The 24619-nt window shown below is 33.0% G+C and carries 26 protein-coding genes and 3 tRNA genes; 22 read left to right on the top strand and 7 right to left on the bottom strand.

Translation table 11 applies throughout. The features are described 5' to 3' along the window. Positions 1 to 60: 60 nt before the first annotated feature. A complete protein-coding gene (locus PMOB_RS08530) occupies positions 61 to 1020 on the bottom strand; it encodes an asparagine synthetase A (RefSeq protein WP_012209450.1) in 960 nt (319 codons plus the stop codon). A 453-nt stretch (positions 1021 to 1473) separates the two neighbouring features. Here PMOB_RS08530 and PMOB_RS08525 point away from each other — a divergent pair, with 453 nt between their 5' ends. From PMOB_RS08525 to PMOB_RS08475, 11 genes are all read left to right on the top strand, one after another. After that, on the top strand, positions 1474 to 2205 hold the full coding sequence (locus PMOB_RS08525; protein ID WP_012209449.1) for a basic amino acid ABC transporter substrate-binding protein: 732 nt from the start codon (positions 1474 to 1476) through the stop codon (positions 2203 to 2205). A gap of 77 nt (positions 2206 to 2282) precedes the next feature. Beyond that, positions 2283 to 2954: an amino acid ABC transporter permease gene (locus PMOB_RS08520; RefSeq protein WP_012209448.1), complete on the top strand. Its 672-nt coding sequence runs from the start codon at positions 2283 to 2285 to the stop codon at positions 2952 to 2954. Between the two features lie 3 nt (positions 2955 to 2957). Then, the gene (locus tag PMOB_RS08515; protein WP_012209447.1) at positions 2958 to 3725 is read left to right on the top strand and encodes an amino acid ABC transporter ATP-binding protein; all 768 of its coding nucleotides are present in this window, start codon (positions 2958 to 2960) and stop codon (positions 3723 to 3725) included. After that, positions 3722 to 4402 carry an amino acid ABC transporter permease gene (locus PMOB_RS08510; protein ID WP_103065445.1) on the top strand — a complete coding sequence of 227 codons (681 nt, stop codon included), beginning with the start codon at positions 3722 to 3724 and terminating at the stop codon, positions 4400 to 4402. Before PMOB_RS08515 ends, PMOB_RS08510 begins: the two co-directional genes overlap by 4 nt. Positions 4403 to 4504: 102 nt before the next feature. Continuing rightward, positions 4505 to 6154 (top strand): arginine--tRNA ligase, encoded by a 1650-nt coding sequence (gene argS / locus PMOB_RS08505; RefSeq protein ID WP_012209445.1) that lies wholly within the window; start codon positions 4505 to 4507, stop codon positions 6152 to 6154. A gap of 58 nt (positions 6155 to 6212) precedes the next feature. After that, entirely contained in the window at positions 6213 to 7313 is a 1101-nt protein-coding gene (locus PMOB_RS08500; RefSeq protein WP_012209444.1) for an FtsW/RodA/SpoVE family cell cycle protein, read from the top strand. After that, the gene (locus PMOB_RS08495; RefSeq protein WP_012209443.1) at positions 7303 to 8358 is read left to right on the top strand and encodes a UDP-N-acetylglucosamine--N-acetylmuramyl-(pentapeptide) pyrophosphoryl-undecaprenol N-acetylglucosamine transferase; all 1056 of its coding nucleotides are present in this window, start codon (positions 7303 to 7305) and stop codon (positions 8356 to 8358) included. Before PMOB_RS08500 ends, PMOB_RS08495 begins: the two co-directional genes overlap by 11 nt. 44 nt (positions 8359 to 8402) lie before the next feature. Beyond that, a complete protein-coding gene (murC, locus tag PMOB_RS08490) occupies positions 8403 to 9761 on the top strand; it encodes a UDP-N-acetylmuramate--L-alanine ligase (RefSeq protein WP_012209442.1) in 1359 nt (452 codons plus the stop codon). A 34-nt stretch (positions 9762 to 9795) separates the two neighbouring features. Next, positions 9796 to 9871: transfer RNA gene (locus PMOB_RS08485), tRNA-Glu, on the top strand. A 12-nt stretch (positions 9872 to 9883) separates the two neighbouring features. After that, positions 9884 to 9958: transfer RNA gene (locus PMOB_RS08480), tRNA-Val, on the top strand. Between the two features lie 11 nt (positions 9959 to 9969). Next, a tRNA-Phe gene (locus PMOB_RS08475) sits at positions 9970 to 10045 on the top strand. A gap of 78 nt (positions 10046 to 10123) precedes the next feature. On the opposite strand, the gene PMOB_RS08470 is transcribed toward PMOB_RS08475, so the two are convergent. From PMOB_RS08470 to PMOB_RS08460, 3 genes are all read right to left on the bottom strand, one after another. Continuing rightward, positions 10124 to 10606 (bottom strand): GNAT family N-acetyltransferase, encoded by a 483-nt coding sequence (locus tag PMOB_RS08470; RefSeq protein WP_012209441.1) that lies wholly within the window; start codon positions 10604 to 10606, stop codon positions 10124 to 10126. Positions 10607 to 10757: 151 nt separating this feature from the next. Further along, positions 10758 to 12560 carry a molecular chaperone DnaK gene (gene dnaK / locus PMOB_RS08465; protein ID WP_012209440.1) on the bottom strand — a complete coding sequence of 601 codons (1803 nt, stop codon included), beginning with the start codon at positions 12558 to 12560 and terminating at the stop codon, positions 10758 to 10760. A gap of 192 nt (positions 12561 to 12752) precedes the next feature. Further along, a complete protein-coding gene (locus PMOB_RS08460) occupies positions 12753 to 13553 on the bottom strand; it encodes a nitrilase-related carbon-nitrogen hydrolase (RefSeq protein ID WP_012209439.1) in 801 nt (266 codons plus the stop codon). A 234-nt stretch (positions 13554 to 13787) separates the two neighbouring features. On the opposite strand from PMOB_RS08460, the gene PMOB_RS08455 reads away from it, so the two are divergent. From PMOB_RS08455 to PMOB_RS08410, 10 genes are all read left to right on the top strand, one after another. Further along, complete coding sequence (locus PMOB_RS08455) at positions 13788 to 14102, top strand: hypothetical protein (protein ID WP_123821421.1); 315 nt, start codon at positions 13788 to 13790, stop codon at positions 14100 to 14102. Further along, positions 14092 to 15216 (top strand): alanine racemase, encoded by a 1125-nt coding sequence (gene alr / locus PMOB_RS08450; RefSeq protein ID WP_012209437.1) that lies wholly within the window; start codon positions 14092 to 14094, stop codon positions 15214 to 15216. Before PMOB_RS08455 ends, alr begins: the two co-directional genes overlap by 11 nt. After that, positions 15209 to 16267, top strand: coding sequence for a 3'-5' exoribonuclease YhaM family protein (locus PMOB_RS08445; protein ID WP_012209436.1), 1059 nt, complete (start codon positions 15209 to 15211; stop codon positions 16265 to 16267). The genes alr and PMOB_RS08445 overlap by 8 nt, the downstream gene beginning before the upstream one ends. 18 nt (positions 16268 to 16285) lie before the next feature. Next, positions 16286 to 18574 carry a type I DNA topoisomerase gene (gene topA, locus PMOB_RS08440; RefSeq protein WP_012209435.1) on the top strand — a complete coding sequence of 763 codons (2289 nt, stop codon included), beginning with the start codon at positions 16286 to 16288 and terminating at the stop codon, positions 18572 to 18574. A gap of 29 nt (positions 18575 to 18603) precedes the next feature. Then, entirely contained in the window at positions 18604 to 19500 is an 897-nt protein-coding gene (locus tag PMOB_RS08435; RefSeq protein ID WP_012209434.1) for a D-alanine--D-alanine ligase family protein, read from the top strand. Between the two features lie 95 nt (positions 19501 to 19595). Next, positions 19596 to 20129 carry an ATP-dependent protease subunit HslV gene (gene hslV, locus PMOB_RS08430; protein WP_012209433.1) on the top strand — a complete coding sequence of 178 codons (534 nt, stop codon included), beginning with the start codon at positions 19596 to 19598 and terminating at the stop codon, positions 20127 to 20129. After that, a complete protein-coding gene (locus PMOB_RS08425; RefSeq protein WP_012209432.1) occupies positions 20126 to 20710 on the top strand; it encodes an NUDIX domain-containing protein in 585 nt (194 codons plus the stop codon). Before hslV ends, PMOB_RS08425 begins: the two co-directional genes overlap by 4 nt. Before the next feature lie 90 nt (positions 20711 to 20800). Continuing rightward, positions 20801 to 21070: a hypothetical protein gene (locus PMOB_RS08420; protein ID WP_012209431.1), complete on the top strand. Its 270-nt coding sequence runs from the start codon at positions 20801 to 20803 to the stop codon at positions 21068 to 21070. A gap of 43 nt (positions 21071 to 21113) precedes the next feature. Continuing rightward, positions 21114 to 21941, top strand: coding sequence for a PHP domain-containing protein (locus PMOB_RS08415; RefSeq protein ID WP_012209430.1), 828 nt, complete (start codon positions 21114 to 21116; stop codon positions 21939 to 21941). A 112-nt stretch (positions 21942 to 22053) separates the two neighbouring features. Beyond that, positions 22054 to 22890, top strand: a complete 837-nt coding sequence (locus tag PMOB_RS08410) for a DUF368 domain-containing protein (protein WP_012209429.1) — start codon at positions 22054 to 22056, stop codon at positions 22888 to 22890. A gap of 2 nt (positions 22891 to 22892) precedes the next feature. On the opposite strand, the gene PMOB_RS08405 is transcribed toward PMOB_RS08410, so the two are convergent. Beyond that, the gene (locus PMOB_RS08405) at positions 22893 to 23453 is read right to left on the bottom strand and encodes a 2'-5' RNA ligase family protein (protein ID WP_012209428.1); all 561 of its coding nucleotides are present in this window, start codon (positions 23451 to 23453) and stop codon (positions 22893 to 22895) included. 32 nt (positions 23454 to 23485) lie between these two features. Between PMOB_RS08405 and PMOB_RS08400 the strand changes: the two genes are divergently transcribed. Further along, positions 23486 to 23725, top strand: a complete 240-nt coding sequence (locus tag PMOB_RS08400) for a hypothetical protein (protein WP_012209427.1) — start codon at positions 23486 to 23488, stop codon at positions 23723 to 23725. An 8-nt stretch (positions 23726 to 23733) separates the two neighbouring features. Here the strand turns inward: PMOB_RS08400 and PMOB_RS08395 are convergent, their stop codons facing one another. Next, complete coding sequence (locus PMOB_RS08395) at positions 23734 to 24288, bottom strand: HD domain-containing protein (protein ID WP_369973667.1); 555 nt, start codon at positions 24286 to 24288, stop codon at positions 23734 to 23736. A gap of 3 nt (positions 24289 to 24291) precedes the next feature. Further along, positions 24292 to 24600 (bottom strand): hypothetical protein, encoded by a 309-nt coding sequence (locus PMOB_RS08390; protein WP_012209425.1) that lies wholly within the window; start codon positions 24598 to 24600, stop codon positions 24292 to 24294. Positions 24601 to 24619: the final 19 nt, after the last annotated feature.

Genomic DNA, 24619 nt, shown 5'->3' with positions numbered 1-24619 from the left:
CGTTCAACATTTACGTCTCTTGCTTTGAGTTACATTTTCTAGGTTTTTTAATCAACACAACTAAATGGTATACTTTCCAGGTGCTTTAGCAAACAATCTACTTTTTTCAACATGATCCAAATCTAATATGTATTTAGTGAATCTTTCTATACCTATACCACATCCTGCTGAGTGTTTTAATAACCCTTCTTTTGCCAATTTTAAATAATCTTCATAGCTTTCCAGCCCGTTACCTTTCAATTTGATTCTTTTCACTATTTGCTCATACTCGTGTTCTCTTTCGCCACCAGATATGCCTTCCCCATGACCCTCAGGATATATCAGGTCAAAATCCAACAATACATCAGGATTATCCATATCTTGTTTATCATAAAACTCCCTGTTCAAGAGCGGAATATCAATTAACCACACAGGCCCTTCAGCTCGTTCAGATAAAATCTTTTCATAATCATCACCGTAAAGCTCTTTTGCCTTTTTTACGCTTATCTTTTGAAAAGGCTTTTTAGGAACAGTCAAATTTGGGTGATACTTTTCTATTATACCAGAATATTTCGTCAAGATACCTTTTAGTACATAAATTATTAAATCTTCCATCAAATCCATAATCTCTTCTCTTTTAGTTTCTTTAGCTTCTATATCTAGTTGAACAAAATCAATCAAGTGTCTACCAGAAGAATATTTTTCTGCTGTTTCCAACCTTAAATTTGGCGAAAAGGAAAATATCTTATCATGAATCAAAACACTAACTTGTTTTTGCAGAATCATAGATTTAGTAACGTAATATTTGTTACCGTAATAATCAATTTGTGCTTCAAAAACGTCGTGATTTAAAGGATCGGTGATCGTAGAGACAATCACTGGTAGAATTTCAACAAAACCCTTCTCTGCAAGAAATTCCCTCGATAATCTCAGTATCTCTGATTGAACTAAAAGCGCGTCACTGTAAGTCTCGTCCTCCAAATAAGTTTTTACTAGCTCCACAGAATCCACTCTTCTATCCTGCTTCTCTACTTCTGCCATAATTTTCCCTCCTGTAGTGTTTTTTAAAGACGGTATATCGTCTTTTAAAATACAAATAAAAAAACCGACGCTATTTTTTCTGCGTCGGTAATTTTCAAAATAACAATGTCCAGCGTAATCACCGACGCTGTATATTGTTATTATTATTATTTACTTTATTAGAACTTGATAATAATTTTAATATTTTCATAGCCATTTTCTCCTAAACAAATTTAATTAATATCTTAATAGATTTTCAAATTTAGTTAATTATACTATAAAAAAAAATATTTGTCAAATTAAAAATGACCTCTTTCATTCAAACATATATTATGTTATAATATGTTCAAACAATCATTCTTTAAATAGATTGATATTGAGAAAATCTGTTTAACAGTTAAAACGTGGAATCAAAGGTTTTAATGTTTTGTAAGTAAGTAAAAAAGTAGATAATCCGATAGGAGGTGTATGAACATGTTGAAAAAAGCCTTTTTAGTTTCTGCGATCTTGATTTCTTTTGTGTTTTCAGCTTTCTCAGTTACTTATGTTGTCGGTACAGAAGCATCTTTCCCACCTTTTGAGTACGTTGAAGGTGGAGAGTTTGTCGGATTTGATATGGATTTAATAAGGGAAATCGGAAAAATGTATGGATTTGACGTTGAAATAAGAGATATTAGCTTTGACTCTCTCATACCTTCTTTAATGACCGGAAATATAGATATTATTGTCGCTGGAATGACTATAACTGAAGAAAGAGAGAAAGTAGTCGATTTTACAATCCCATATTATAGTGCTGATCAAAGTATTATGGTAAGAAAAGGTGAAGATACCAATCTAACCATTCTTCTTAGGAAGCCAAAAATCGGAGTTCAAACGGGTACTACGGGCGATCTTTGGGTAACAGAAAATTTAATAGACGCTGGTTTCTTGCCAAAAACTAATCTAATCAGGTACGACACATTCAACTTTGCTGTTCGTGACTTAGTTAACAAAAATATCGATGTGATAGTGCTCGATAATCCTGTGGCTGAAAGATTCACAAAGACAGATCCCGTGGAGATTGTAGGAATCATTAAGACTAACGAAAATTATGGTATGGCTGTTGCACCAGGCAATGAGGATTTATTGAATATGTTGAACGAAGGTATAACAAAGTTACAAGAGTCTGGAAAAATGGATGATCTAATAGAAAAGTATTTTAAGTGATGTTCTAATTTTCTAAAAGAAAAACATAAGGGGGCTTCACCCCCTTTTATATTTAAATTAAAAAGGAAGGATGATACTTGGAAGACATTCAAGTGATTATAAATTCATTACCCTATTTATTAAAAGGAACACTTGTGACACTTGAATTAACCTTTTTTAGTTTGATCTTAGGATTTGTTGTTGGAGTTATAATTTCTTTTGGTCAATTGTATGGTAACAAATTCTTACAGTTAATTTTTTTAATCTACGAACGAGTTTTTAGAAGTATCCCTTTGATAGTTGTTCTTTTTTTAATTTTTTACGGTTTACCAGCCATCGGAATAAGATTAGATCCCTTGATTGCATCAATAATTGGATTAGGTTTGATAAGCTCAGCTTATCAATCACAAATTTTTAGAGGTGCAATTTCATCCATATCAAAGGGGCAACTAGATGCTGCTTATTCAATTGGAATGAACAAAATCCAGACTTTCATCTACATTATCTTCCCCCAGGCAATAAGAATCGCCTTATCAGGTTGGATCAATGAGGCATCAGTAGTCCTAAAAGATACATCAGTTGCTTATGCCTTAGGTGTGGTTGAATTACTTAGGCAAGGCACTTATATTATATCTGTAACTAATAGACCTTTGATAGTTTATCTAATTTGTGGAGCTATCTACTTTGTCCTAACTTTTAGTTTAAGTAGGGGATTTGGCATGATCGAAAAAAAGCTTACTATCCCAGGATACGAAACAAGGAGCGTTTAATAAATGAAAGAAGAGAAAGATATAATATTAAAAGTGGAAGATCTTCATAAGAGTTATAATGGAGCAGAAATACTCAAAGGAATAACATTTGAAGTTAAAAGAGGAGAAACAAAGGTAATAATAGGTCCGAGTGGAACAGGAAAGAGTACCCTTTTAATGTGTATAAATAGACTGGTAGAACCTGATTCAGGAAGAATATATCTCGAAGGAGATGAAGTATTATCTTCAAAGAATATTCACAAAATTAGGCAGGAAATAGGTTTTGTATTTCAGCACTTTAACTTATTTGATCACTTAACTGTGCTTGAAAACGTTAGAATTGGTTTGACTAAAGTGAAAAAGATTGAAAAATCTCAAGCAACGGAAATTGCATTAAAAGAATTAGAACGAGTTGGATTGAAGGATAAATCAGACCTTTATCCTGCTCAGCTTTCCGGTGGGCAAAAGCAAAGAGTCGCTATCGCTAGATCTCTAGCTATGAATCCCAAATTAATTCTGTTTGATGAGCCAACTTCTGCTTTGGATCCAGAGCTAATAGGAGAGGTTCTGAACGTCATGATTGATCTTGCAAAAAGTGGCATGACTATGGTGTGTGTTACACATGAAATGGGATTTGCAAGGGCTGTTGCAGATGAGATCATATTTATGGAAAAAGGCGTGATTGTTGAAAAAGGTCCCCCAGAATTGATGTTCAAAAATCCTCAAAAAGATAGAACTAAGGAGTTTTTGAATAAATTATCGCAGTTGTACGGAAAGGATGAAAATACATGAGCTTTTTTGAAATCGTTGGAAGTTCCTGGGTTTATATGGTGGAAGGTATATGGGTTACACTTTTTTTAACTTTAATTTCTATAGTCATAGGATTCTTTTTGGGCGTTTTACTTGCAGTTTCTAAAACGTATGGAAATAAATTATTCTATTATATAAGCTATGTTTTTATCGAGATAATAAGGGGGACACCATTACTTGTTCAACTTTTCATTCTATATTATAGTTTACCTGTTATTGGAATTAGGCTTTCTCCAATATTAGCCTCAATAATGGCTTTTTCTTTAAATTCTGCCGCTTATCAGGCCGAATATCTAAGAGGTGCCATTCAATCGATAAGTTCGGGTCAAATGCAAGCAGCTTTATCAATAGGAATGAAAAAATGGCAAGCTATCAGATTGATCATATTACCCCAAGCGTTAAGAAGGTTTATCCCTTCTTGGACAAATGAATTTATATACCTATTGAAGTATTCCTCTCTCTCTTATATCGTTGGAGCGCCAGAAATAATGGCTCAAGCTAAGTTTGTAGCGAGTCGTAACTTTGAATTCTTTCAAGTTTACCTATTTGCTGCTATCATATATTTTGTGTTGGTCACAATTTTTGGAGAAATATTCAGATTTATTGAAAAGAAAATCAAGATTCCTGGAACCCTCACTTATGCTAGGAATCGAATTTAGAAATGTAATAAAAGCTGAGTGATTGTAAAGTGAATGGCCGTTAAAGCCTTTTTAGAGTTATTAAAGCCGGTAATAAACGAAAAGACAGGAGGAAACAAATAAATGGAAATAATAGATCTTATAAAAAACCAGATCAATATAGCCTTGTCAGATATAGGTGTTTCTGAGATGGAACTCAATTTTACCATCGAAACACCTCCTAAAGACGATATGGGAGATTTTTCTTCCAACGTAGCATTCTTATTAACAAAAAGGTTAAGAAAATCACCTCAAGAAATTGCTCAAATTTTAAAAGAAGAACTAGTTAAATCTTCTTTTTTCGAAAAAGTTGATAATGCAAATGGTTTTTTAAATTTTTTTGTTTCTCCCCAAATATATCAAAGGATATGTTCTAAAATTTTGAGCAATCCAAAAACCTACGGGAAATTTGACATAGGGAAAGGTGCGAATATACAGTTTGAATTTGCAAGCATTAATCCCACCGGTCCCATCACTGTTGCTCACGGTCGACAAGCTGTTATGGGAGATGTTTTGGCAAATATCTATGAACAAGCTGGATACGTAGTTCAAAGAGAGATGTATCTAAACGATGCAGGTAGACAAATAAAACTTCTCTCCTACTCCCTATGGGTAAGATACAACGAAATTCTTGGTTCAAAATATGAAATACCCGAAGATGGTTACAGAGGAGAGTATCTAGTAGATACTGCAAAAAAAGTATTGAACAAATATGGAGAAAAGTTTAAAGACAAATGGGATGAAGAAACCGAGGATATATTCAGAAAAGAAGTTCTTGAAGATATGCTAAAAAACATGTTGGAAACGCTTGAAAAAATAAACGTAAACTTCGATGTAATCTTCAGTGAACAATTATTATTTAAAAATAAAATGGTAGAAAAAACCTTGAACGATTTAAAATCTAAAGGCTACGTGTATGAAAAAGATGATGCGTTATGGTTTAAAGTATCTGATTTGATAGATGAAAACGACAAGGTATTGATAAGATCTAAAGATTCGATGCCAACATACTTTTGTGATGACATTGCTTACCATTATTACAAGTACCTAAGGGGTTTCGACACTGTGATTGATATAATGGGTTCTGACCATCATGGTCACATACCTAGAATGATGGCTTCAGCAAAAGCTTTAGGATTACCAGAAAATTTTTTAAAAATAATTTTGCACCAATTTGTAAATGTAAAAAAAGGCGAAGAAATTATAAAGATGTCAACAAGAAGTGGGGAATTCTTCACTCTTGACGATCTTATACAAAATGTTGGAAAAGATGCTGTTAGGTACTTCTTTGCTATGGTTGATCCTGATACAACATTGAACTTTGATATCGATCTGGCTATAAAAAAATCCAATGAAAATCCCGTTTACTACGTTCAATATGCTCATGCAAGAATATGCAGCATATTTAAAGAAGCTCAAAAAAGAGGGATAAATTACGAATTATTTTTAGGTTTAGAAAATCTAAAAGAAGACGAAGAAAAATTATTGATGAGAGAGTTATCCTTATTTACAAATGTATTAACCAAAGCTGTAATTCAAAACAAACCTAACTTACTCACCCAATATTTGGAAAGAGTAGCATCAAGATTCCATCATTTTTACAATAACTTATCTGTTCTCAATGCAGAAAATTATGAGCTTATTCAAGGTAGGTTAAATCTTTGTCACGCAACAAAAATAGTCATAGCAAGAGGTTTGTCTATTTTGGGTGTAAATGCTCCTGAAAGCATGTGAAAGACAAAATCTCGAAATTAGAATTTGAAAGGGGGGTTTGGGGGTGCTCCCCCAACGTATGGTGATAAAACACAATTTCATCTTTTACTTAATAATATTAGGTATCACTCTATTCGTAGGTGTTCTATTCATCTACAGTTCTCTCTTTGCAATCAGTGACATCAAAGAGATAAACCCCGATCAAAAATTTCAAACATATATAATCGCCTTAATTCTCGGCTTTTTAGGTGCCGTAATTGCTTTTATGTTCAGTGATACTTTTACAAAAAACAAGCATATCATGATAGCTCTTTTTGTATTTTTAAATCTCATTTTAATTATAGTTTTATTCACTCAACCTATCGCAGGTGTGAAAAGGTGGCTGAATATTGGTCCTTTCCAATTTCAACCATCAGAGCTTGCAAAACTCATTATTCCTGCTTTCTTAGCTTTTTATTACACCCAAATACAAAATAAAAAGAATCTACTAATAAATGTAATTTTCCCCATTTTAGTATGTGGATTTAGCATATTCTTAATCTTTTTGGAACCAGATCTCAGCTCTTCCCTTATAATTACAATGTTAACCTTAATAACGATTTTTTTAGGAATAAGAGATAAAAAGGTTATGTTGTTCTTCTTTATTTTTACCTTGATTATCATCTCTGTTCTTTTTATCTTTAAGGATAATTTTCTCCAGACCTATCAAATTTCAAGATTGACAAGTTCCGACGATTTTCAGAGTCAACGTTCGAGAGATGCCATTACAAATGGTGGGTTGATTGGTACAGGACCTTTTGCCGGTGAATTTAAATACTATGTACCTGAATCTTACAGTGATTTTATCATATCCGTTATAGGAGAAGAATGGGGAAAATTAGGGATAGTAATGGTTCTAACTCTTTTCTTTTTTCTGTCTCATGAGCTTGTGTATTTAGCTTATCTTACTAAAGATCACGGTACTTTTATATTCTGTGGAGCTACAGCTTCTTGGATCTTCATTCAAGTTGTCATAAACACCTTGGTCGGATTGGGAGTACCATGGATGCCAGTTACAGGGGTAACGCTTCCAATGGTAAGTTATGGAAATTCTTCTATGATAGTTACATTAACATCTATAGGGTGGGGACTAGGATTGATATATCATAATTCGGAGTTGGCAAGTTCAGATGAAGAATAATAAAGAGTTAAAAGTTGTTTTTTCCGGTGGTGGTACAGGAGGGCATTACTACCCTGCTCTCTCTGTTTTAAAATATTTAAATAAATATTATAATAAGTTAGAGGTAATATATTTTACTACAAAAGGAAGAATTGAAGAAAAAAAGTTGCCTACCGACTTTCCAAAAGCAAAGTTAATTTCTCTAAATACCAAAGGTCTAGAAAGGCCATTATACAACGTTAAAAATATAAACAGAGCCTTTGAAGTTTTAAGTGATACGCGTAAAGTTGAAAAAATAATAAAAGAATTCAAACCTGTTTTTGGATTTCTCACTGGTGGATACGTAACTGTTCCCGTCGGTTTAGCTTTAAAAAAACAAAATATTCCATTTTATCTACATGAACAAAATTCAACACTTGGAATATCCAATAAAGTACTATCTAGATGGGCAAAAAAGGTTTTTGTAAGTTACGAAGAAACCAAATTGAATGATAAATTTATTTTTACAGGCAATCCTGTAAGAACGCCTGAAAAAGAAATCCCCAGAACTTACTTACGTAATTTTGGGATAAAGGATCTAAACAAAAGATGTATATTAGTCTTTGGCGGAAGCCTGGGTTCAAACGAAATAGATGAATTAATGTACAAAGTATACGAAAAAGAAAAAATTAACAATTACATACATATAACGAAAAATCAAGAAAAGTTCAAACAATTTCCCAACGTTTTTACTTTTGAATATATAGAAAATTTATATGAATTGATGGCTGTATCAGATGGGGTAGTATCAAGGGCTGGAGCAACAACACTCGCCGAAATTCAGTTTTATGATCTTTCTGGTATCTTGATCCCATGGAAAGGTTCAGCAGAAAATCATCAATTAAAAAATGCTCTTTCTCTTAAGAAGGAGGGAAAAATTGCTGTTATCGATGAAGAAAAAGTGGAAACTGATGAATTTATCAACTTTTTAAATCATATTCAACCAAAAAATACAGAATTTATATACACACCTAAGATAAATAAAGCAACAGAAAATATAATTAATAATATCGATGAGATTTTATAATGTGCAGAGATCTGAAATCTTTGTATTTTCGTAAGGAGGTATCTATGAAGTACTACTTTTCAGGAATTGGTGGAATAGGCATGAGTTCCTTAGCCTTGTACCTTGCTTATAAACATGGTATAACGAGTGTGCTTGGATCAAACAACGAAATGAACGAAAGAGTGGAATACTTAATAAAAAAAGGAATAAAAGTTAAATTAAATCAGGACTCAAATCTTCCTGATATCGATTTTTTAATAAAAACAACCGCAATAAAAGATACCAATCCAGAGCTGATAGAAGCAAAAAATAGAAAGATAGCTATTATTAGTAGAATGCAACTACTGAATTCAATATTACAAGAGCATACCTCAATAGGTATAACAGGAACAGATGGAAAAACCACCACTACCGCTATGGTCTCTCAAATATTCAAAAACGCTGGTAAAGATCCGACAGTTTTTTTAGGTGGAATACATGATTCACTAGAAGATGGCAACTTTAGATTTGGAAATGGAATAGTAATAGCAGAAGTCGACGAAAGTGATGGTTTTATCGAAAAAACAGAAACTAATTTTTCTATCATAAATAATTTGAGACCAGATCATCTTGAGCACTACAACAACGAATTTGAAAAGTTGGAAAGTTCTTTATATAAATTTGCAAAAAACACGAAAGAGCTGGTTATATTAAATGGAGATGACGTTCATCTCAACAAATGGCATTTGAACGAAAAGAAAGTATTATACTTTGGGCAATCTGAAAAGGCTGATTATATTATAAAAAACAGACATCAATATAACGGATATCAAGTGTTTGAGATCTATCACAAAAACACATACATCGGAGATATCACTTTAAATCTTCCAGGATTACACTACGCTTATGATGCACTGGCTTCAACCGCACTTTCTTTAGAATTAGGGATTGAGTTTAGCACAATAAAAGAAACCTTTCATAGATATAATTCGGTTGGACGAAGATTCAATATACTTTACGATAAAGATAATCTATCAATAATAGACGATTATGCCCATACACCTGACGAAATCTTAGAAACTATAAAAGCAACAAAAGAGTATTTCCCAAAAAGAAAAATAATAACCATATTTCAACCGCACAGGTACACCCGCCTTTACTTCCACATAAACGACTTTATTGATGTCCTAAAATATTCGGATGAGGTATTAGTTTACAGAATTTATTCGGCCTTTGAAGAACCCATAAATGGTGTAGATGAAAAAAAGGTTGTAGAAGCTCTTAATTCACAAGCTACTTTTTCCAAATATTATAATTCGGAAGACGAAATCATATCAGATCTTTTACAAGAAAAAAATGCTGTATTACTCTTTGTTGGTGCAGGAGACATAACTGACATAGCAAAAAAATTATCAAAAAACAAAAAAAACCTTGACATCTCATAATTTTTATGATAATATATTTCAGGTTTGAGATAATGCCCCCATCGTCTAGCGGCCCAGGACATTGGCCTTTCACGCCAAAGGCACCAGTTCGAATCTGGTTGGGGGCGCCATCATATTAAGAAGGGTGTTTAGCTCAGCGGGAGAGCGTCTGCCTTACAAGCAGAAGGTCGCAGGTTCAAATCCTGCAGCGCCCACCATGTTTATGGATGGGCAGGTAGCTCAGTCGGTAGAGCAACGGACTGAAAATCCGTGTGTCGGCAGTTCGATTCTGCCCCTGCCCACCATAATATTTTTTTAGTAGCATGTTACATATATTGAAAAGGCAGCCGTTTTGGTTGCCTTTTTTTGTTTGGTACTGGAGATTATGACTTATATCTCATCTCTGCATATTTTGATTTGAAACCAAGCTTTTCGTACAATTTTCTTGCCGGGTTATCGTACTCCACATGCAAAGATATATCCCCGTTACATCGACTAATTGTTTCTTTTAAAAGGTTACTACCAATCCCCTTACCTCTACAATCTTTATCAACAGCTATGTAGACAAGGACATGCTCAGGGATATATCCTTCCATACCCGTGTCGTTAACAACAACAGAACCCGTGATGCGCTCGGCATTATAGAGTACCAAAACAAACCCACCTTTTCCTTTATCTTTAGAAAAGGCGTAATCGATGGAATTAATAATATCTTCTAGAGGATCACCATACCTTCCCAAATTCTCTTTTAAGAACTCTGCTATTTCTAATTTGGTGAACTCAAAATCGTCATCTAATAGATCTTCCTTTGAGTCCAGTTCTTTCAATGATAAGTTGAATGAATCGAAATTAAAAGTCTTTTGCATTTTGTATCCACCTCCAAAATACATTATACCACAGTTAAGCTTATATACAAAATGTGGATGAATAGGACTTTACTTTATACGACTAATAGATGTGGGGTTATCCAAAGGTAAGTTCAAAAAAATTCAGGAGGCTTAAAAGCCTCCTGAATTTTTAATTTTCTGGATCGTCTACTGGAGTTGTTGCTCCTGCAGTTGCTCCTGGGTTTTGATTTTGATAAATATATTGACCTACCTTCATAATCTCTTGTTGTAATTCGTCTTTAACTATCTTAATTTTACCGACGTTATCTTCCTCTAAAGCTTGCTTTAATTCTTTTGTTTTTTCTTCAATGTTGATTTTTAAATTATCGGGTATTTTATCTCCATTTTCACGTAATAATTTTTCTGTTTGATAGATTAAATCATCTGCTTGGTTTCTCAACTCAACCTTTTCTTTTACCTTTTTGTCTTGTTCCTCATACTCTCTTGCTTCTTTCATCATCCTATCTATTTGGTCTTTGTCGAGCTTGTGTCTTCCAGTTACAACCATAGATTGCTGCCTTTGAGTTCCTAGATCCTTTGCGGATACACTTACTATTCCATTAGAATCAATGTCAAAAGTAACTTCTATTTGAGGAACTCCTCTTGGTGCAGGGGGAATACCTGTTAATGTAAAACTCCCTAAGAAAAAATTATCTCGTGCCAAAGGTCTTTCTCCCTGGTAAACTCTTACTTCAACTTCCGTTTGTCCATCAACAGAGGTCGTAAAAACTTTAGATTTTTTCACAGGGATTTTGTTGTTTCTTGGTATAATAACTTCCATTAAACCTCCTTTAACTTCAACACCTAAGGATAAAGGAGTAACATCTACTAAAACTAAATCTCTTTCTGTTTCTCCTACCATTATAGAAGCTTGAACACTTGCTCCAACTGCTACTGCTTCGTCTGGGTTAACATTCTTAGAAGGATCTTTTCCAAAATAATCTTTAACCAATTTTTGAACTGCTGGTATCCTCGTTGAACCACCTACAAGTAAAACGTCGCTTATGTCTTGTGGGGAAAGTTTAGCATCCCGCATTGCGTTCTCAATGGGCACTCTTGTTGATTCTATTAAGTCTCCAATGAGTTCTTCTAATTTAGTTCGTGTTAGTTTCTTTTCTAAGTGAACAGGTTGACCATCCACAACCGTAATGAAAGGTAAATTTATATCCGTTTCCAATTTACTTGATAATTCTATCTTAGCAGATTCAGCTGCTTCTTTCAATCTTTGAAGTGCTTGCTTATCTTTTCTTAAATCAACCTTATACTCTTTCATAAATTCATCAGCTAACCAGTCGATTATTCTTTGATCAAAATCGTCTCCACCTAGATGATTGTTCCCCGAAGTAGCGATAACCTCTATGATATCTTCTCCTATATCTAAAATGGAAACATCAAATGTTCCACCACCAAGATCATATACAACTATTTTTCTCTCTTCTTTTGATCGATCGAGACCAAAAGCTATTGAAGCCGCTGTTGGTTCGTTTATTATTCTTAGAACCTCTAATCCTGCAATTTCCCCTGCTTCTTTGGTAGCTTGCCTTTGAGCATCGTTGAAATAAGCAGGAACAGTAATAACGGCCTTTTTGATCTTTCCTCCTAAATATTCTTCTGCATCTTTAACCAGCTTTTTAAGTATGAACGCACTAATCTGTTGAGGTGTATACACCTTATCATCGATTCTTACTGTGTAGTCACTTCCCATGTACCTTTTTATGGAGCGAACAGTTCTATCGGAATTTAAAATAACTTGCCTTTTAGCTGGTTCACCTACTAATATCTGACCATCTTTAGTAAAAGAAACAATAGAAGGTGTGGTCCTTTTACCTTCCGCATTGGGTATTACTTCAGGGTTACCATCGGGTTTTACCCAAGCGATAGCTGAATAAGTGGTACCTAAGTCTATACCTACAACATATTCTTTTGTACTCATGAAAATACCCCCTCACTAAAACTTTTTTATTTCTAAATGTGTATTTGTTATTTGACTCTAGTACTATTATAATTCAAACAATCGTTTTTTTCAAGTGATTTATTAAGTTAAGAGAATACATATAATATCTATGATAAAGTGCTTATAAGCTAGCTAAATTTAAACGCAATCAAAAATTATATCACTCTTAATCTAAGAGTGAAAATAATATTTTGGTTTTCGATCTTGGAAGAGATCGTTGTATTCATTAATACGTTTATTTTGAGATTTCCTTTCATCTATTTCTGCTGTTTGAATAAAATCACCTTGCTCTGGTAATCTAAAAAGCACCTCTCCATCAGGTGAAGTCACTTGACTTTTACCCGTGAAAGAATACTCTATTTCACCGTTGATCTGGGTTCCCCAAATATTTGATGTGGCAATATAAATCTTGTTTTCTAAAGATCTAATTTTATTGGCTTCTTGACAATATGGTAAGACTAAATTGGCTGGATGCAAAATTAAATCTGCACCTAATAAAGCCAATGTTCTAAAGGATTCCGGAAAGTACCAATCAAAACAGATGGCAACTCCAACATTTATTCCGTTAATATTATCCACCCAAAAACCCGTGTCCCCCGGGGTAAAAAACAGTTTCTCTCTGAAAAACAAGTGAGTCTTTCTATATATTTTATATGTCCCATCACTTTTGATCAAAATTGATGAATTATAATACTTACCTTCATACTTCTCGTTAAAACCATATACTACACTTACACCAGTATCTTTAGAAAATTCCTTAAAAGTTTTAAAGGCGTATCCGATCCCATCTAAAGGCGACTCGTAAGTTTCTTCTACTTCTTTTTTAGAGGAAAAAGCATAACCGGTAAAAGCTAATTCTGGAAAGACTATAAAATTGCTATCGACTCCTTCGATAATCTTCATTACCTTATTTACATTTTTCTCGATCTCAAATAGTTCTGGTTTGAATTGAACTACGCTAACTTTAAACATTTTTCAACCTCCTCTTCACTCACCCATTTACTCTACTCCAATGCACATTATATAATAAAAAGAAGAAAACTTTTGCCAACTATTTAAAATTATTGTATAATGTTAATTGTCGATTCTAAAAAACCAATTAGACAAAAGAGGGGTTTAAAAATTCTTTATAAATTTAGATATTCAAAAATTCTCTACCTGCTACCTCTAATTTTTGTTTTATTTTTATTCATATTGGGTAATTATGTGTACAGTCTTTATCCGAAAGGTATTATTGCTTATATATTTCTTGGAATAATAGTTACACTTTTATTTTATTCCATTAGAAAATTCATGCGATATCCTATTATTTATGATCAAAATAACAAAACCTTTTACGTTATCACCTCCGTATTTTCAGAAAAATATGAACATTTCAGTAAATCCTCCATAAAAGAAACGGTTATAACTTCCAGAAAAATAATAATAATTTTAAAAGATAAAACAATTATTTTGCCTAAGTATATAAAAGAACGAGATAAACTCATTTCTATTTTAAAAGGGGATAAACTTGAAGGGTAGAGAAACGGCAGCATATATAAATATTGATAAATACTTAGAAAATTTAAATTATATACAAAATCAAACAAAAGCGCATATCATACCAGTTTTAAAAGCAAACGCTTATGGACATGGTATGTTGCCTTTGGCAATGCAAGTATTTAAAGAAGGTTATAGTATGTTGGCTGTTGCTTATTTGGAAGAAGCTTTAGAAATCTTAAACCGGGGGATACACCTCCCAATTTTAATCTTTAATTACTTTAGCCCAGATGATTTTAAAGAATTATTGGAATTCGCTCATTTTTTAAGGCCAACAATTACTTCTTCTACATTTTTAGAAAAAGTATGTGATATACTAGGAAAAGATGTTGATAAATTTAAGTTCCATATCAACGTGGATACTGGAATCAACAGAATTGGCATAAAAGAGGAAAAATTACCTCAATTAATAAAGTTGATCAAAGATAGAAACATTCAAATAGAAGGCGTTTATTCTCATTTTGCCAATGCAGATGAAAAAGATGATTTTACCAGAGTTCAATTTGAAAAATATAAGGGGTTATTGGATTATATAATTGGTTCAGGCATAGATGTTGAAAAAAAACATATTTCTAATAGTGCTGCTGCCCTTTTTTTCCCAGAATTCGCTTTAGATTATGTGAGGCCAGGCATTGCCACTTATGGCTTACAACCATCTACAACTTATAAAATAGATCAATTAAAACCTATTTTGGAACTAAAAAGCATTGTCGCGAACATTCAAAACCTTCAACCGAATGATACTATCGGTTATGGACGAACTTACGAAGTGCAAAAAAGGATGAAAACCGCTATTGTTCCTATAGGGTATGCAGATGGTTATTTTAGAGCCCTTTCCAACAAAGGAGAAGTTTTAATTAACGGAAAGCGATCTAAAATATTAGGAAGGGTATCTATGGATCAAATAGTTGTGGACGTTACTGATAATAATGTATCACTAGGTGATGAAGTTGTAATCATTGGGAGGCAAAAATACGATCAAATAACCGCAGAAGAAGTAGCTGAAAACGCTTCTACTATAAACTATGAAGTAACCTCAAGAATAGCTCAAAGGGTTCGGCGGATTTACATTAAGGGAGGAAAATATTTTGAATGAAGAATATTCTTTGGGAGATATAATAAAAGATAATCCGTTTCAACCAAAGGCAGCTGTAGAAAATATTACTTTAATATCTGATTTAAAACCCACTGAAGACGCAGAAGTAGAAGGTAAAGTTGTGAGCAAAAAGCTTCAAAAAACAAAAAATGACAAAACGTTTTTATTGTTTACAATTGCCGATAAAAGTCAGTCCATTAGAGCTATCGATTGGTATAACGCAGAAGCAAACAATAACAAGATTCAAATTGGAGACGTTATAAAAGTAAAGGGGAAAATAGTTTACTTTGAAAATAGGCTTCAAATCAATATTAGTAACGAGACCAATTCAGTGCAAAAGATCAACATAACGAATATCAACCCCGAAAAGTACTTGCTATTTTCTAATAATGATCTATCAAAGTTAACAACTAAACTCGAACAATACATACAAGCCGTTGAAAATGAAGGTATCAGATCTTTATTGAAACAGATCTTTTTGGTTAATTCAAAATTAAGAGAATCCTTTCTTTTTTCTCCAGCTGCAGTGGAAGTACATCATGCCTATCCTGGAGGTTTATTGGAACATACTGTAATGGTTACTGAACTATCTTTAAGATTGTATGATCTTTATAACGAAGATAATGAGATATGCATCAATAAAGATATTATAATAGCTGGATCACTGTTGCACGATATAGGGAAAATAGAAGAATACGTTATAAAACCCAGTGGAATAGAAAAAACTGAACTAGGTGAATTAATTGGACACATACATCTGGGAACAAAAATAGTGTACGAAGAGTCAAAAAAAATAAATCCAAAAATAAAAGAATCAGATCTTAACCATATAATACACATCATCCTCTCCCATCATGGAGAAATAGAATATGGAAGTCCTGTAGTCCCAAAAACCATCGAATCATTCATAATTGGTTTAAGTGATAATGTCGACTCCAAAATCGCTCAAGTTAAAGACAATATTAGAAATACCTTACAAATAAATAAAGATCAAAGTTGGAGTGAATACGATAAAAGGCTGGCACGTAAGATAAAAATAGAAAAATACTAGCGGGAGGTAATTCAATTAATGCCCAAAAAAAGCACTAAATCCAAAGGAAATAGTGAAGAAAGTAAATACGTAGTAATAGTAGAATCCCCGTCAAAAGCAAAAACAATAGAAAGATATTTAGGAAAGGAATACAAAGTAATAGCTTCAAAAGGTCATATACGCGACTTACCTAAAAAAGAGTTTGGAGTTGATATCGAACACGACTTTGAACCTATCTTTCAAGTGATTCCCGGTAAAGAAAAGGTTATACAAGAAATCAAGAAAGAAACAAAAGGGAGAAAAGTATTACTAGCATCGGATATGGACAGAGAGGGAGAAGCTATAGCATGGCATCTTTCTCAGATTTTAGATCTTGATCCAAAAGAGAAAAATCGAATTATATTCTCAGAAATAACAAAAAATGCAATAAAAAATTCAATAAGTAATCCTCAAAGTTTAGACTTAAAAAAAGTAGATGCTCAAATAGCTAGGAGAATCTTGGACCGATTGGTAGGATATAAAATTTCACCTTTGGTTTGGAAAGTATTAAAAGATTACAAAACAAGCGCGGGAAGGGTTCAATCTGCAGCATTGAAATTGATAGTGGATAAAGAAAGAAAAATTTTTATCTTCAAACCAAAAAAATACTTCAATATCTATCTTGAGTACAAAGGTCAAAATATACCTTTAACAAAAGAAGACGGTAAAAAAATAAAACCCGAAAGCATAACAAAAATAAAAAAAGACCAGATCTTCGAATATTTGAAAGACAAGGATTTTAAACTGGTGAACGTAGAAGAAAAAGAATCAATAAGAAAACCCCCATTACCATTCATTACAAGTACGCTACAACAAGCAGCGGTTTCGACTTTTAACTGGGCTTCATCTAAAGTAATGAAAATCGCTCAAGAGTTGTATGAAGGTGTGGAAACCTCTGAAGGAAGTATTGCGTTTATTACTTATATGAGAACTGATTCTACACGAGTTTCAAATGAAGCTCAACAGGCTGCTATTAACTATTTGGAAAAAAATTATGGAAAAGATTACGTTGGACATTACTTATCAAAAAACAAAAAATCCAATGTTCAAGATGCTCACGAGGCTATAAGGCCTACAGACATCAACATGGATGTCAACAATGCAAAAAGGTTAATTTCATCAGACCATTTGAAATTGTACACCCTTATTTGGAATAGATTCATGGCCTCTCAATCAGCTCCATCAAGATATTTAGAAAAAACATACACTATTGAAGACAACACCAACAAATACGCATTTGAAATAACGTCCAAAAAATGTATCTTTGATGGATTTGAGAAATTCTGGAATCCTAACAATAAAGAAGTTAATTTTGAAATAGGTAAAAATGATAAGATCACATATGACCAATTAAAATTCGAAGAAAAAGAGACTAATCCTCCAAATAGATATACGGAGGCAACATTGATAAAAGAATTAGAATCTAAAGGTATTGGAAGGCCATCAACATACGCAACCATAATATCCACACTTTTGCAGCGGAAATACGTATCCAAAATAGCAAAAAGTACCTTGAGGCCTACAACTACTGGTTTTGTAGTAACTGACTTTTTGGAAACATATTTCCCAGAAATAGTCGACGTAAAATTCACTGCGAACATGGAAGAAGACCTTGATAAGATAGAAGACGGAAAAAACAAAAGTAAAGTCGTTCTAGAGCAGTTTTACAAAGAGTTTGAGACATTCCTTTCGACTGCATCTAACAACATCAAAAATAAAAAAGAAATTTTACACTACGAAAGTGATGTCCCTTGTGAAAAATGTGGGAAAAATATGAAATTAAATTTTGGGAGATATGGTCTATATTTATCTTGTGAAGAATGCAAGGAAACTCAGAAAATCCCAGCGGAATCATTTGGAGTAACAATTAAGGAGAAATTATACATAAAAGAATATCTACAAGAAACTTTAAAAATAGACAAAGAAGAGAATAAAATAGATGAAAAATGCCCCATTTGCGGTGGAGATCTCATATTGAAACACGGGAAATTCGGAGAATTTATTGCATGCAGTAATTACCCAGAATGTAAATACACTCGGAATGTGAAAGCGCGAGGGAAATGTCCCAACTGTGGAGGTGACATCGTAAAATTAAAAAGCAAAAAAGGAAAAACTTATTTCAAATGTAATTCTTGTAGTACCATGTATTGGAATGAGCCTTCAGAATACAGTTGCCCCAACTGTGGAGAAACCCTTTTTTACAAAACCTCAAAAGGAAAAGAAAAATTATACCGTGAAAAAGACAAAGCATACTTTGACATTGAAGAAATCAAACAACTAACAAAATAAACAGACAAAGTAAAAAAGGAGAAAAAACGATGTACATCCCAATCATTACAGGTGGGAAATCTAAAGAGAGAGAAATTTCCTTAACAAGCGCAAAAAATGTTTTTAATTCTATAAGTAATTTAGGTTATAAACCAGTAATCTTAGATTTAATAGATGATGATTTTATAAATAAAATTCAAAATTATAAATTCGCCTTCAACGTGGTACATGGAGATTACGGAGAAGACGGAAGATTACCTTCCTTATTAGAAATCTTAGGAATAGACTACACATGTTCAAACCCTGAAACATGTATAGCCACATACGATAAATTTATATTCTACTCTCTATTTAAAAATTATATACAAATGCCTCAGACAACCCTAACCAACAAATTGATATTACCGCCCTTTGAATACCCTTTCATCATCAAACCTAGAAAAAGTGGATCGAGTAAAGGAGTATACATCATTCACAACGAAAATGAATACAAATTCTATTTAGAAAAAGATTTGAAAGAATTTCAGGAAGTTCTGGTTCAAGAATATATAAAAGGCCGGGAAATAACGATATCTTATATTCAGAAAAATGAAGAGTTCATATTACTACCAATTCTTGAAATTATTCCAAAAAAAGAATTCTATGACTATGAAGCAAAATATACTAACGGGTTAACGGAACTCAAGCCACAGCTTAATTCACCCGAAAAAATCATACAAAAAATAAATGAAATAGGGAATCACGTTATGCAAACACTCACTTTTAAAGACATGTTTCGGATCGACGCCATCTTAAAAGACGATGAAGTTTACGTTTTGGAAATAAATACTGTGCCTGGTTTAACAGAATTAAGTGATCTTCCTACATCCGCACTAGCTGCTGGAATTAGCTTTGATGAGTTAATAAATATAATAATTAAAAACCATGTTGCGCGGGTTGCAGGGTGAAAGAGTAAAAAGCTCTTTTCCTTATGGGTGGGGAGCGGGGAGAAGGGGCGCTATAAAAAACACAAAAATGTGACTGCAAGGAGGAAAAATAATTTATGGATTTTCATGGGACAACAATATTAGGAGTAAAAAGAAACGGAAAAACTGTAATATGTGGTGATGGACAGGTAACAATGGGAGAAACAATCTTTAAAGGTAACGCCAAAAAAGTGCGAAGATTAGGCGAAGGAAAAGTAATATCAGGTTTCGCTGGATCCGTAGCCGATGCCTTGGCTTTGTATGAAAGATTTGAAGGAAAGTATAAGTCTTCACATGGCAATCTTATGAAAGCAGCTGTGGAACTGACCAAAGAATGGCGTATGGACAAAGCACTTAGAAGACTTGAAGCATTATTATTAGTCGCCGACAAAGAAAATATCTTTCTAATTTCAGGCAATGGCGAAGTAATGGAACCACAAGAAGATGCAATCGCAATTGGCTCCGGTGGACCTTATGCTTATGCTGCAGCAATGGCTCTATTGAGAAACACAGACTTAGATGCTGAAGAAATCGCTCAAAAAGCAATAAAAATTGCTGGTGAAATTTGTATTTATACGAACGATAATATCACCATGGAGATTATAGAATGAGTGAACAAATTTTAGCTATTCCCACAAAAAAAATGGACGAAAAAATATCTTCGAACAATGACAATTTTTTTAAAATAAAATTCAGCGATTTTGTGGAAATATTAGAAAGTGGTAATTTCTATGAAAGAAATGCACTCGAAAACGATTATAATTACAAACAAATCATACCTTATGTTGTGTTCAGAAACTTCCAAGACGAGATTTTAGTTTTAAAAAGGACACAAAATCAAGGAGAAAAAAGACTTCATAACAAAATATCGATAGGGATAGGGGGTCACATAAACAAAGGAGATAATGGTATTACTATGGAACAAACTTTTTTCAACGGGATGGATCGAGAAATTAACGAAGAATTATGGATTACCAATTCATATAAATATGTTTACAAAGGAATAATCAATGATAACGATGAAGATGTATCCAAAGTTCATTTAGGTGTTCTTTTCGTCGGATTCATCGATTCTGCTAAGATTAAAGAAGAAGATAACTTTGAGAGCACTTGGATGAAAAAAGAAGAAATCGTAAATTTAAAAGATGTGAATTTTGAAGGTTGGACAAAAATTGCTTTAAATAACTTGTAAGTTCCCTTCCTTAAATGGGTGCAGCCAACTACCCTTAAGGGACAGAGGGTCTCAGCTGAAGCGAATATAAAGGAGGTCTAAATTTATTTTATGAACAACATTTACGGAGAAAATTCAGGTAAAGGTTTTATAAAGGAAGTTCCTTTATCTACCTTTGCAAAAGCAGTAGAAAGTGCTATTTATAAAGCACCGCTTAGAGAAAACAACAAAGTTTGGTTAAGCGACTTATGGCTCATCACTTCTTTACCGGAAGATTTGATCAAAGAAACTATATCCAAATATATAGAAGAAATCGATATACCCGAAGACGTTGAAGAAATATACGACGATGAAAAAAATAAAGTTCTTTGGAAAAAATAAGTAAAAGGAGCGTTGTAATACTAATTAAAACTGGAGGGAAAATGTGAAAGTAGATTTTCATACTCATTCTACAGGATCAGACGGAAGTAACACTCCTAATGAATTATTGAATCTGGCTTTAGAAAAAAATATAGAATATCTATCTATCACCGATCACGATACCCTTGATGGAGTAAAATCTTTAGAAAATTTTAAAGATTTAAAAAAATTAAAATTTGTTCCTGGAGTAGAGATAAGTGCAGAATTCCCAACCACTCTACACCTATTAGGATACGGTTTTGATAGCAATAACGAAAGACTAAATAAGGTTTTAGAAGAGCTTCAAGAGTTCAGAAAAAAAAGAAACGTTTTAATGATCGAAAACATGCAAAAACTTGGTTTTCAAATTACCCTTGAAGAACTAAAAAAAGAAGCAGGTGGAGAATTGATTGGTAGGCCCCATTTTGCTTCTTTAATGGTGAAGAAAAATTATGTAAGCAACAAACAAGAGGCTTTCGATAAGTATTTAAAGAAAGGAGCTCCTCTTTACTTAGATAAAAAAAGGTTGAATCCAAAAGATGCAATATTGTTAATTAAGGAAGCGGGTGGTGTAGTTGTTTTGGCACACCCTTATCAAACAAAACTCGATGAACAAAATCTAGCCAATCTGATCAGAGAGTTAGTAGATTATGGGTTAGATGGCATAGAAGCTTATTACTCCTCGCACACCAAAGAAATGAACGAAAAGTATAAAGCACTTGCCAAAAAGTATGATTTGTTTATAACCGCTGGTTCGGATTATCATGGAACAAACAAAGCAGGGATAGAAATGGGGATTAACATCAGCAAAGAAGAATTAGAACCATTTTTAAATATTTTAAGGATGCTTTAAGATTCTTTGCATATAATAGATTTAGAAAACAATAACCCCCAATAAAATCCCCAACTTATCCCGCTTTATGCGGGGTTTTTTTATAAAAGAAATATATTTAATGGAGGTTTTTATGAAGAAAAAAAATCTGTTAATTCCGTTGTATGGTATTTTCATGGGTATTTCTGATTCTATCCCGGGAGTTTCAGGCGCTACGATAGCTTTGATACTAGGCATTTATGAGAGTTTCATATCTGCATGGTCTTTTGTTTTTTCTAATTTATTCAATTTCAAAACTTTAACGAAAAGTCGGGAACTTAGATTTTTGATATTGTTGTACATAGGTGTTTTTCTTGGAATGTTCTCAACCTTGGGACTTATAGACTTTTTAATAACTAACTACCAAACAAGTGTCTTTTCATTCTTTTCAGGTTTAATTATCGGGAGTATCTTTTTTTTAGGCTCAGATATATTTAAAAATCCTGATTTCAAAAATACGCAAAAATCTAAATACGTTTCTTTTTTTATTTCAACCGCTATTGGTTTTTTAGTTGCCTTCTATATTTCAGGGGCACAGTTTTTATTAGAACAACACGATTTTTTAATAATCTTTTCTTCTGGATTTTTGGCTATCTCTGCTATGATCCTACCGGGCATTTCCGGTGCATACGTCCTATTACTTTTGAATCAATATTCATTCATTGTAAAAGCAGTTAATGATTTTAATTTCCCTGTACTGATAACCTTTGTTTTGGGTGTTGTACTGGGATTGGCTTCTATGAGTAGACTATTGAAATGGGTGTTGGACAATTTTTACCTCACGACAATGTTTTTTTTGATGGGACTAATGGTTGGAGGATTGAGGGCTCCCATTTCAAGAATAGATAACTTTGTTAGTTTTTTAATATTTGGTTTAATTGGAGCCATAGTAATTGTAATTATCGAGAGGTTCGGTAGAAACAATAAATAATTTCACTGTTTCCTTTTTCTCTTTTTTGGTATTCCAAAAGTTTGATCAATTTCAACCTCTTTCCCCAACTCTCTATGAACAAGGGAAAGAGATTCCAACTTTATTTGATACTTTAACTTTTTATCAGACAAATAACTGGTAATCTGTCCAATGTTCTCTTTATTAATATCTTCTACCGCTAAAGTTATATGTGGAAACCAATTATCAGGAGAGTAATATTCATTAAGCTTTGAGTCATTTACATTGACCAAATTCCAAAGGTATTCGTGAAAGTTCAAAATTTCTTTTGTCGGTTTTACAGGGATGTACAAGGTTAATTTTTTGCCGGTAAATAAGGCTACACCTTCCGTTTTTATGGTTAATGAATCCAATTCTTTGGTTGCCTTTTTGAGTAACTTATTTAAATCGTTAACTTTATAATTCTCAGCAACACTCCAAGTTATATGGGGAAAAGGTACGTTGTTTTTTACCCAATTAACGCCAAAATTCTTTTCTAATTCATTCCAAAGTTTTGTTATTTTATTGTAAAAAGGTTGAGGTAGAATAGTCAAAAGAGCTTGCACGATTATCACCTTTTTTAGTGGGAGGTTTAAAAATGAGCTACAACAAAAAACGAATCATAAAGTTTCTTATCTATTATTTCTCTATTTCTGTTGGAGTTCTTTTAATATTCTATTTTTGGTTCACAAAACTTTTTTGGTTTTCTCTAGTAACTTGGATTTTTGCCACATTTGGTGTTGTTTCAATTTCTTTTTTCACTTTGATGAACCTAAGAATCGCTGAACTTCAAAATGAGTCAAAAGATGTAAAGAATAAAAATAATGAAAATGATTAAAGTGTTTATCAAACTAAGTTCAATTCGTCTTTTATTCGAACCATACCATCTATGGCTATTTTGAAGAAATCGTCTAATTCGATGTTCAGTTTGGTTATTTCTTTTATTTTTTCTCTGTCCGCTCCTCTAGCAAAAGCATTGTCTTTGAACTTTTTTTTTAATGATTTAACTGATAATTCAGCTATATCTTTGCTTGGCCTTACTAAGACAGAGGCAACAATAAGCCCAGAAAGTTGATCTGCAGCATATAAGGCTATCTCAATATCTTTTTCCAACGCTTTTTTTTCGTTATGCGCCAATATAGCGTCTTTTACATCTTGATCGACCTTGTCTCCAAGCATTTCAACAGTTTTTAACGCATGATTAGCTGGATCATCTTTGGTTTCTTCGTAATCCAAGTCGTGTAGTAAACCGGTGATTTCCCATTTTTGCTCATCTTTGTTTAGATGTATTGCTAACTCTTTCATAATAGCTCCAACGGCAAGGGAATGAGTGAACAAATTATCCGTTTTTAAGTTTTGCTTTAGTAACTCAAGGGCTTCTTCTTTAGTCAAAAAAATCACTCCTTATTCAAATTTATTATAAGCAAATTTAAAGTAATAATAAAAAATTAATACAGTAAATAAAATAGCTCCAAAGATGATCCATAAACCGATTACCACGGGTGGGGTAGTGGTAAAAATTAATATTAAACATGCAACTAAACCAAAAAATAACCAAAACATGATCTTCAGATTACGCCATATTTTATTTAATTTTTCTTTCATCTTTGAATTTTGAAAAAGCAGGTCGTCCAAAGTTTCCCTATTTTCTTTATTTTGTTCTTCTAATAGTTTTATTCTATTCTCTAAATCTTCAACATTATTCTTAGCCATCCTTTTTGCGTACCTCCTT

The sequence above is a fragment of the Petrotoga mobilis SJ95 genome, from assembly GCF_000018605.1.
In the GTDB taxonomy this organism is placed as follows: domain Bacteria; phylum Thermotogota; class Thermotogae; order Petrotogales; family Petrotogaceae; genus Petrotoga; species Petrotoga mobilis.
The sequence above is the reverse complement of the archived record's forward strand: the minus strand, read 5'-3'. Positions and strand labels throughout refer to the sequence as shown.

Coding starts and splice junctions, on each gene's coding strand:
- topA (WP_012209435.1), top strand. CDS start 16,286: ATGCCCAAAAAAAGCACTAAATCCAAAGGAAATAGTGAAGAAAGTAAA.
- PMOB_RS08400 (WP_012209427.1), top strand. CDS start 23,486: ATGAGCTACAACAAAAAACGAATCATAAAGTTTCTTATCTATTATTTC.
- PMOB_RS08410 (WP_012209429.1), top strand. CDS start 22,054: ATGAAGAAAAAAAATCTGTTAATTCCGTTGTATGGTATTTTCATGGGT.
- PMOB_RS08510 (WP_103065445.1), top strand. CDS start 3,722: ATGAGCTTTTTTGAAATCGTTGGAAGTTCCTGGGTTTATATGGTGGAA.
- PMOB_RS08515 (WP_012209447.1), top strand. CDS start 2,958: ATGAAAGAAGAGAAAGATATAATATTAAAAGTGGAAGATCTTCATAAG.
- PMOB_RS08435 (WP_012209434.1), top strand. CDS start 18,604: ATGTACATCCCAATCATTACAGGTGGGAAATCTAAAGAGAGAGAAATT.
- murC (WP_012209442.1), top strand. CDS start 8,403: ATGAAGTACTACTTTTCAGGAATTGGTGGAATAGGCATGAGTTCCTTA.
- PMOB_RS08495 (WP_012209443.1), top strand. CDS start 7,303: ATGAAGAATAATAAAGAGTTAAAAGTTGTTTTTTCCGGTGGTGGTACA.
- PMOB_RS08500 (WP_012209444.1), top strand. CDS start 6,213: ATGGTGATAAAACACAATTTCATCTTTTACTTAATAATATTAGGTATC.
- PMOB_RS08470 (WP_012209441.1), bottom strand. CDS start 10,606: ATGCAAAAGACTTTTAATTTCGATTCATTCAACTTATCATTGAAAGAA.
- argS (WP_012209445.1), top strand. CDS start 4,505: ATGGAAATAATAGATCTTATAAAAAACCAGATCAATATAGCCTTGTCA.
- hslV (WP_012209433.1), top strand. CDS start 19,596: ATGGATTTTCATGGGACAACAATATTAGGAGTAAAAAGAAACGGAAAA.
- PMOB_RS08390 (WP_012209425.1), bottom strand. CDS start 24,600: ATGGCTAAGAATAATGTTGAAGATTTAGAGAATAGAATAAAACTATTA.
- PMOB_RS08425 (WP_012209432.1), top strand. CDS start 20,126: ATGAGTGAACAAATTTTAGCTATTCCCACAAAAAAAATGGACGAAAAA.
- PMOB_RS08525 (WP_012209449.1), top strand. CDS start 1,474: ATGTTGAAAAAAGCCTTTTTAGTTTCTGCGATCTTGATTTCTTTTGTG.
- PMOB_RS08460 (WP_012209439.1), bottom strand. CDS start 13,553: ATGTTTAAAGTTAGCGTAGTTCAATTCAAACCAGAACTATTTGAGATC.
- PMOB_RS08530 (WP_012209450.1), bottom strand. CDS start 1,020: ATGGCAGAAGTAGAGAAGCAGGATAGAAGAGTGGATTCTGTGGAGCTA.
- dnaK (WP_012209440.1), bottom strand. CDS start 12,560: ATGAGTACAAAAGAATATGTTGTAGGTATAGACTTAGGTACCACTTAT.
- PMOB_RS08420 (WP_012209431.1), top strand. CDS start 20,801: ATGAACAACATTTACGGAGAAAATTCAGGTAAAGGTTTTATAAAGGAA.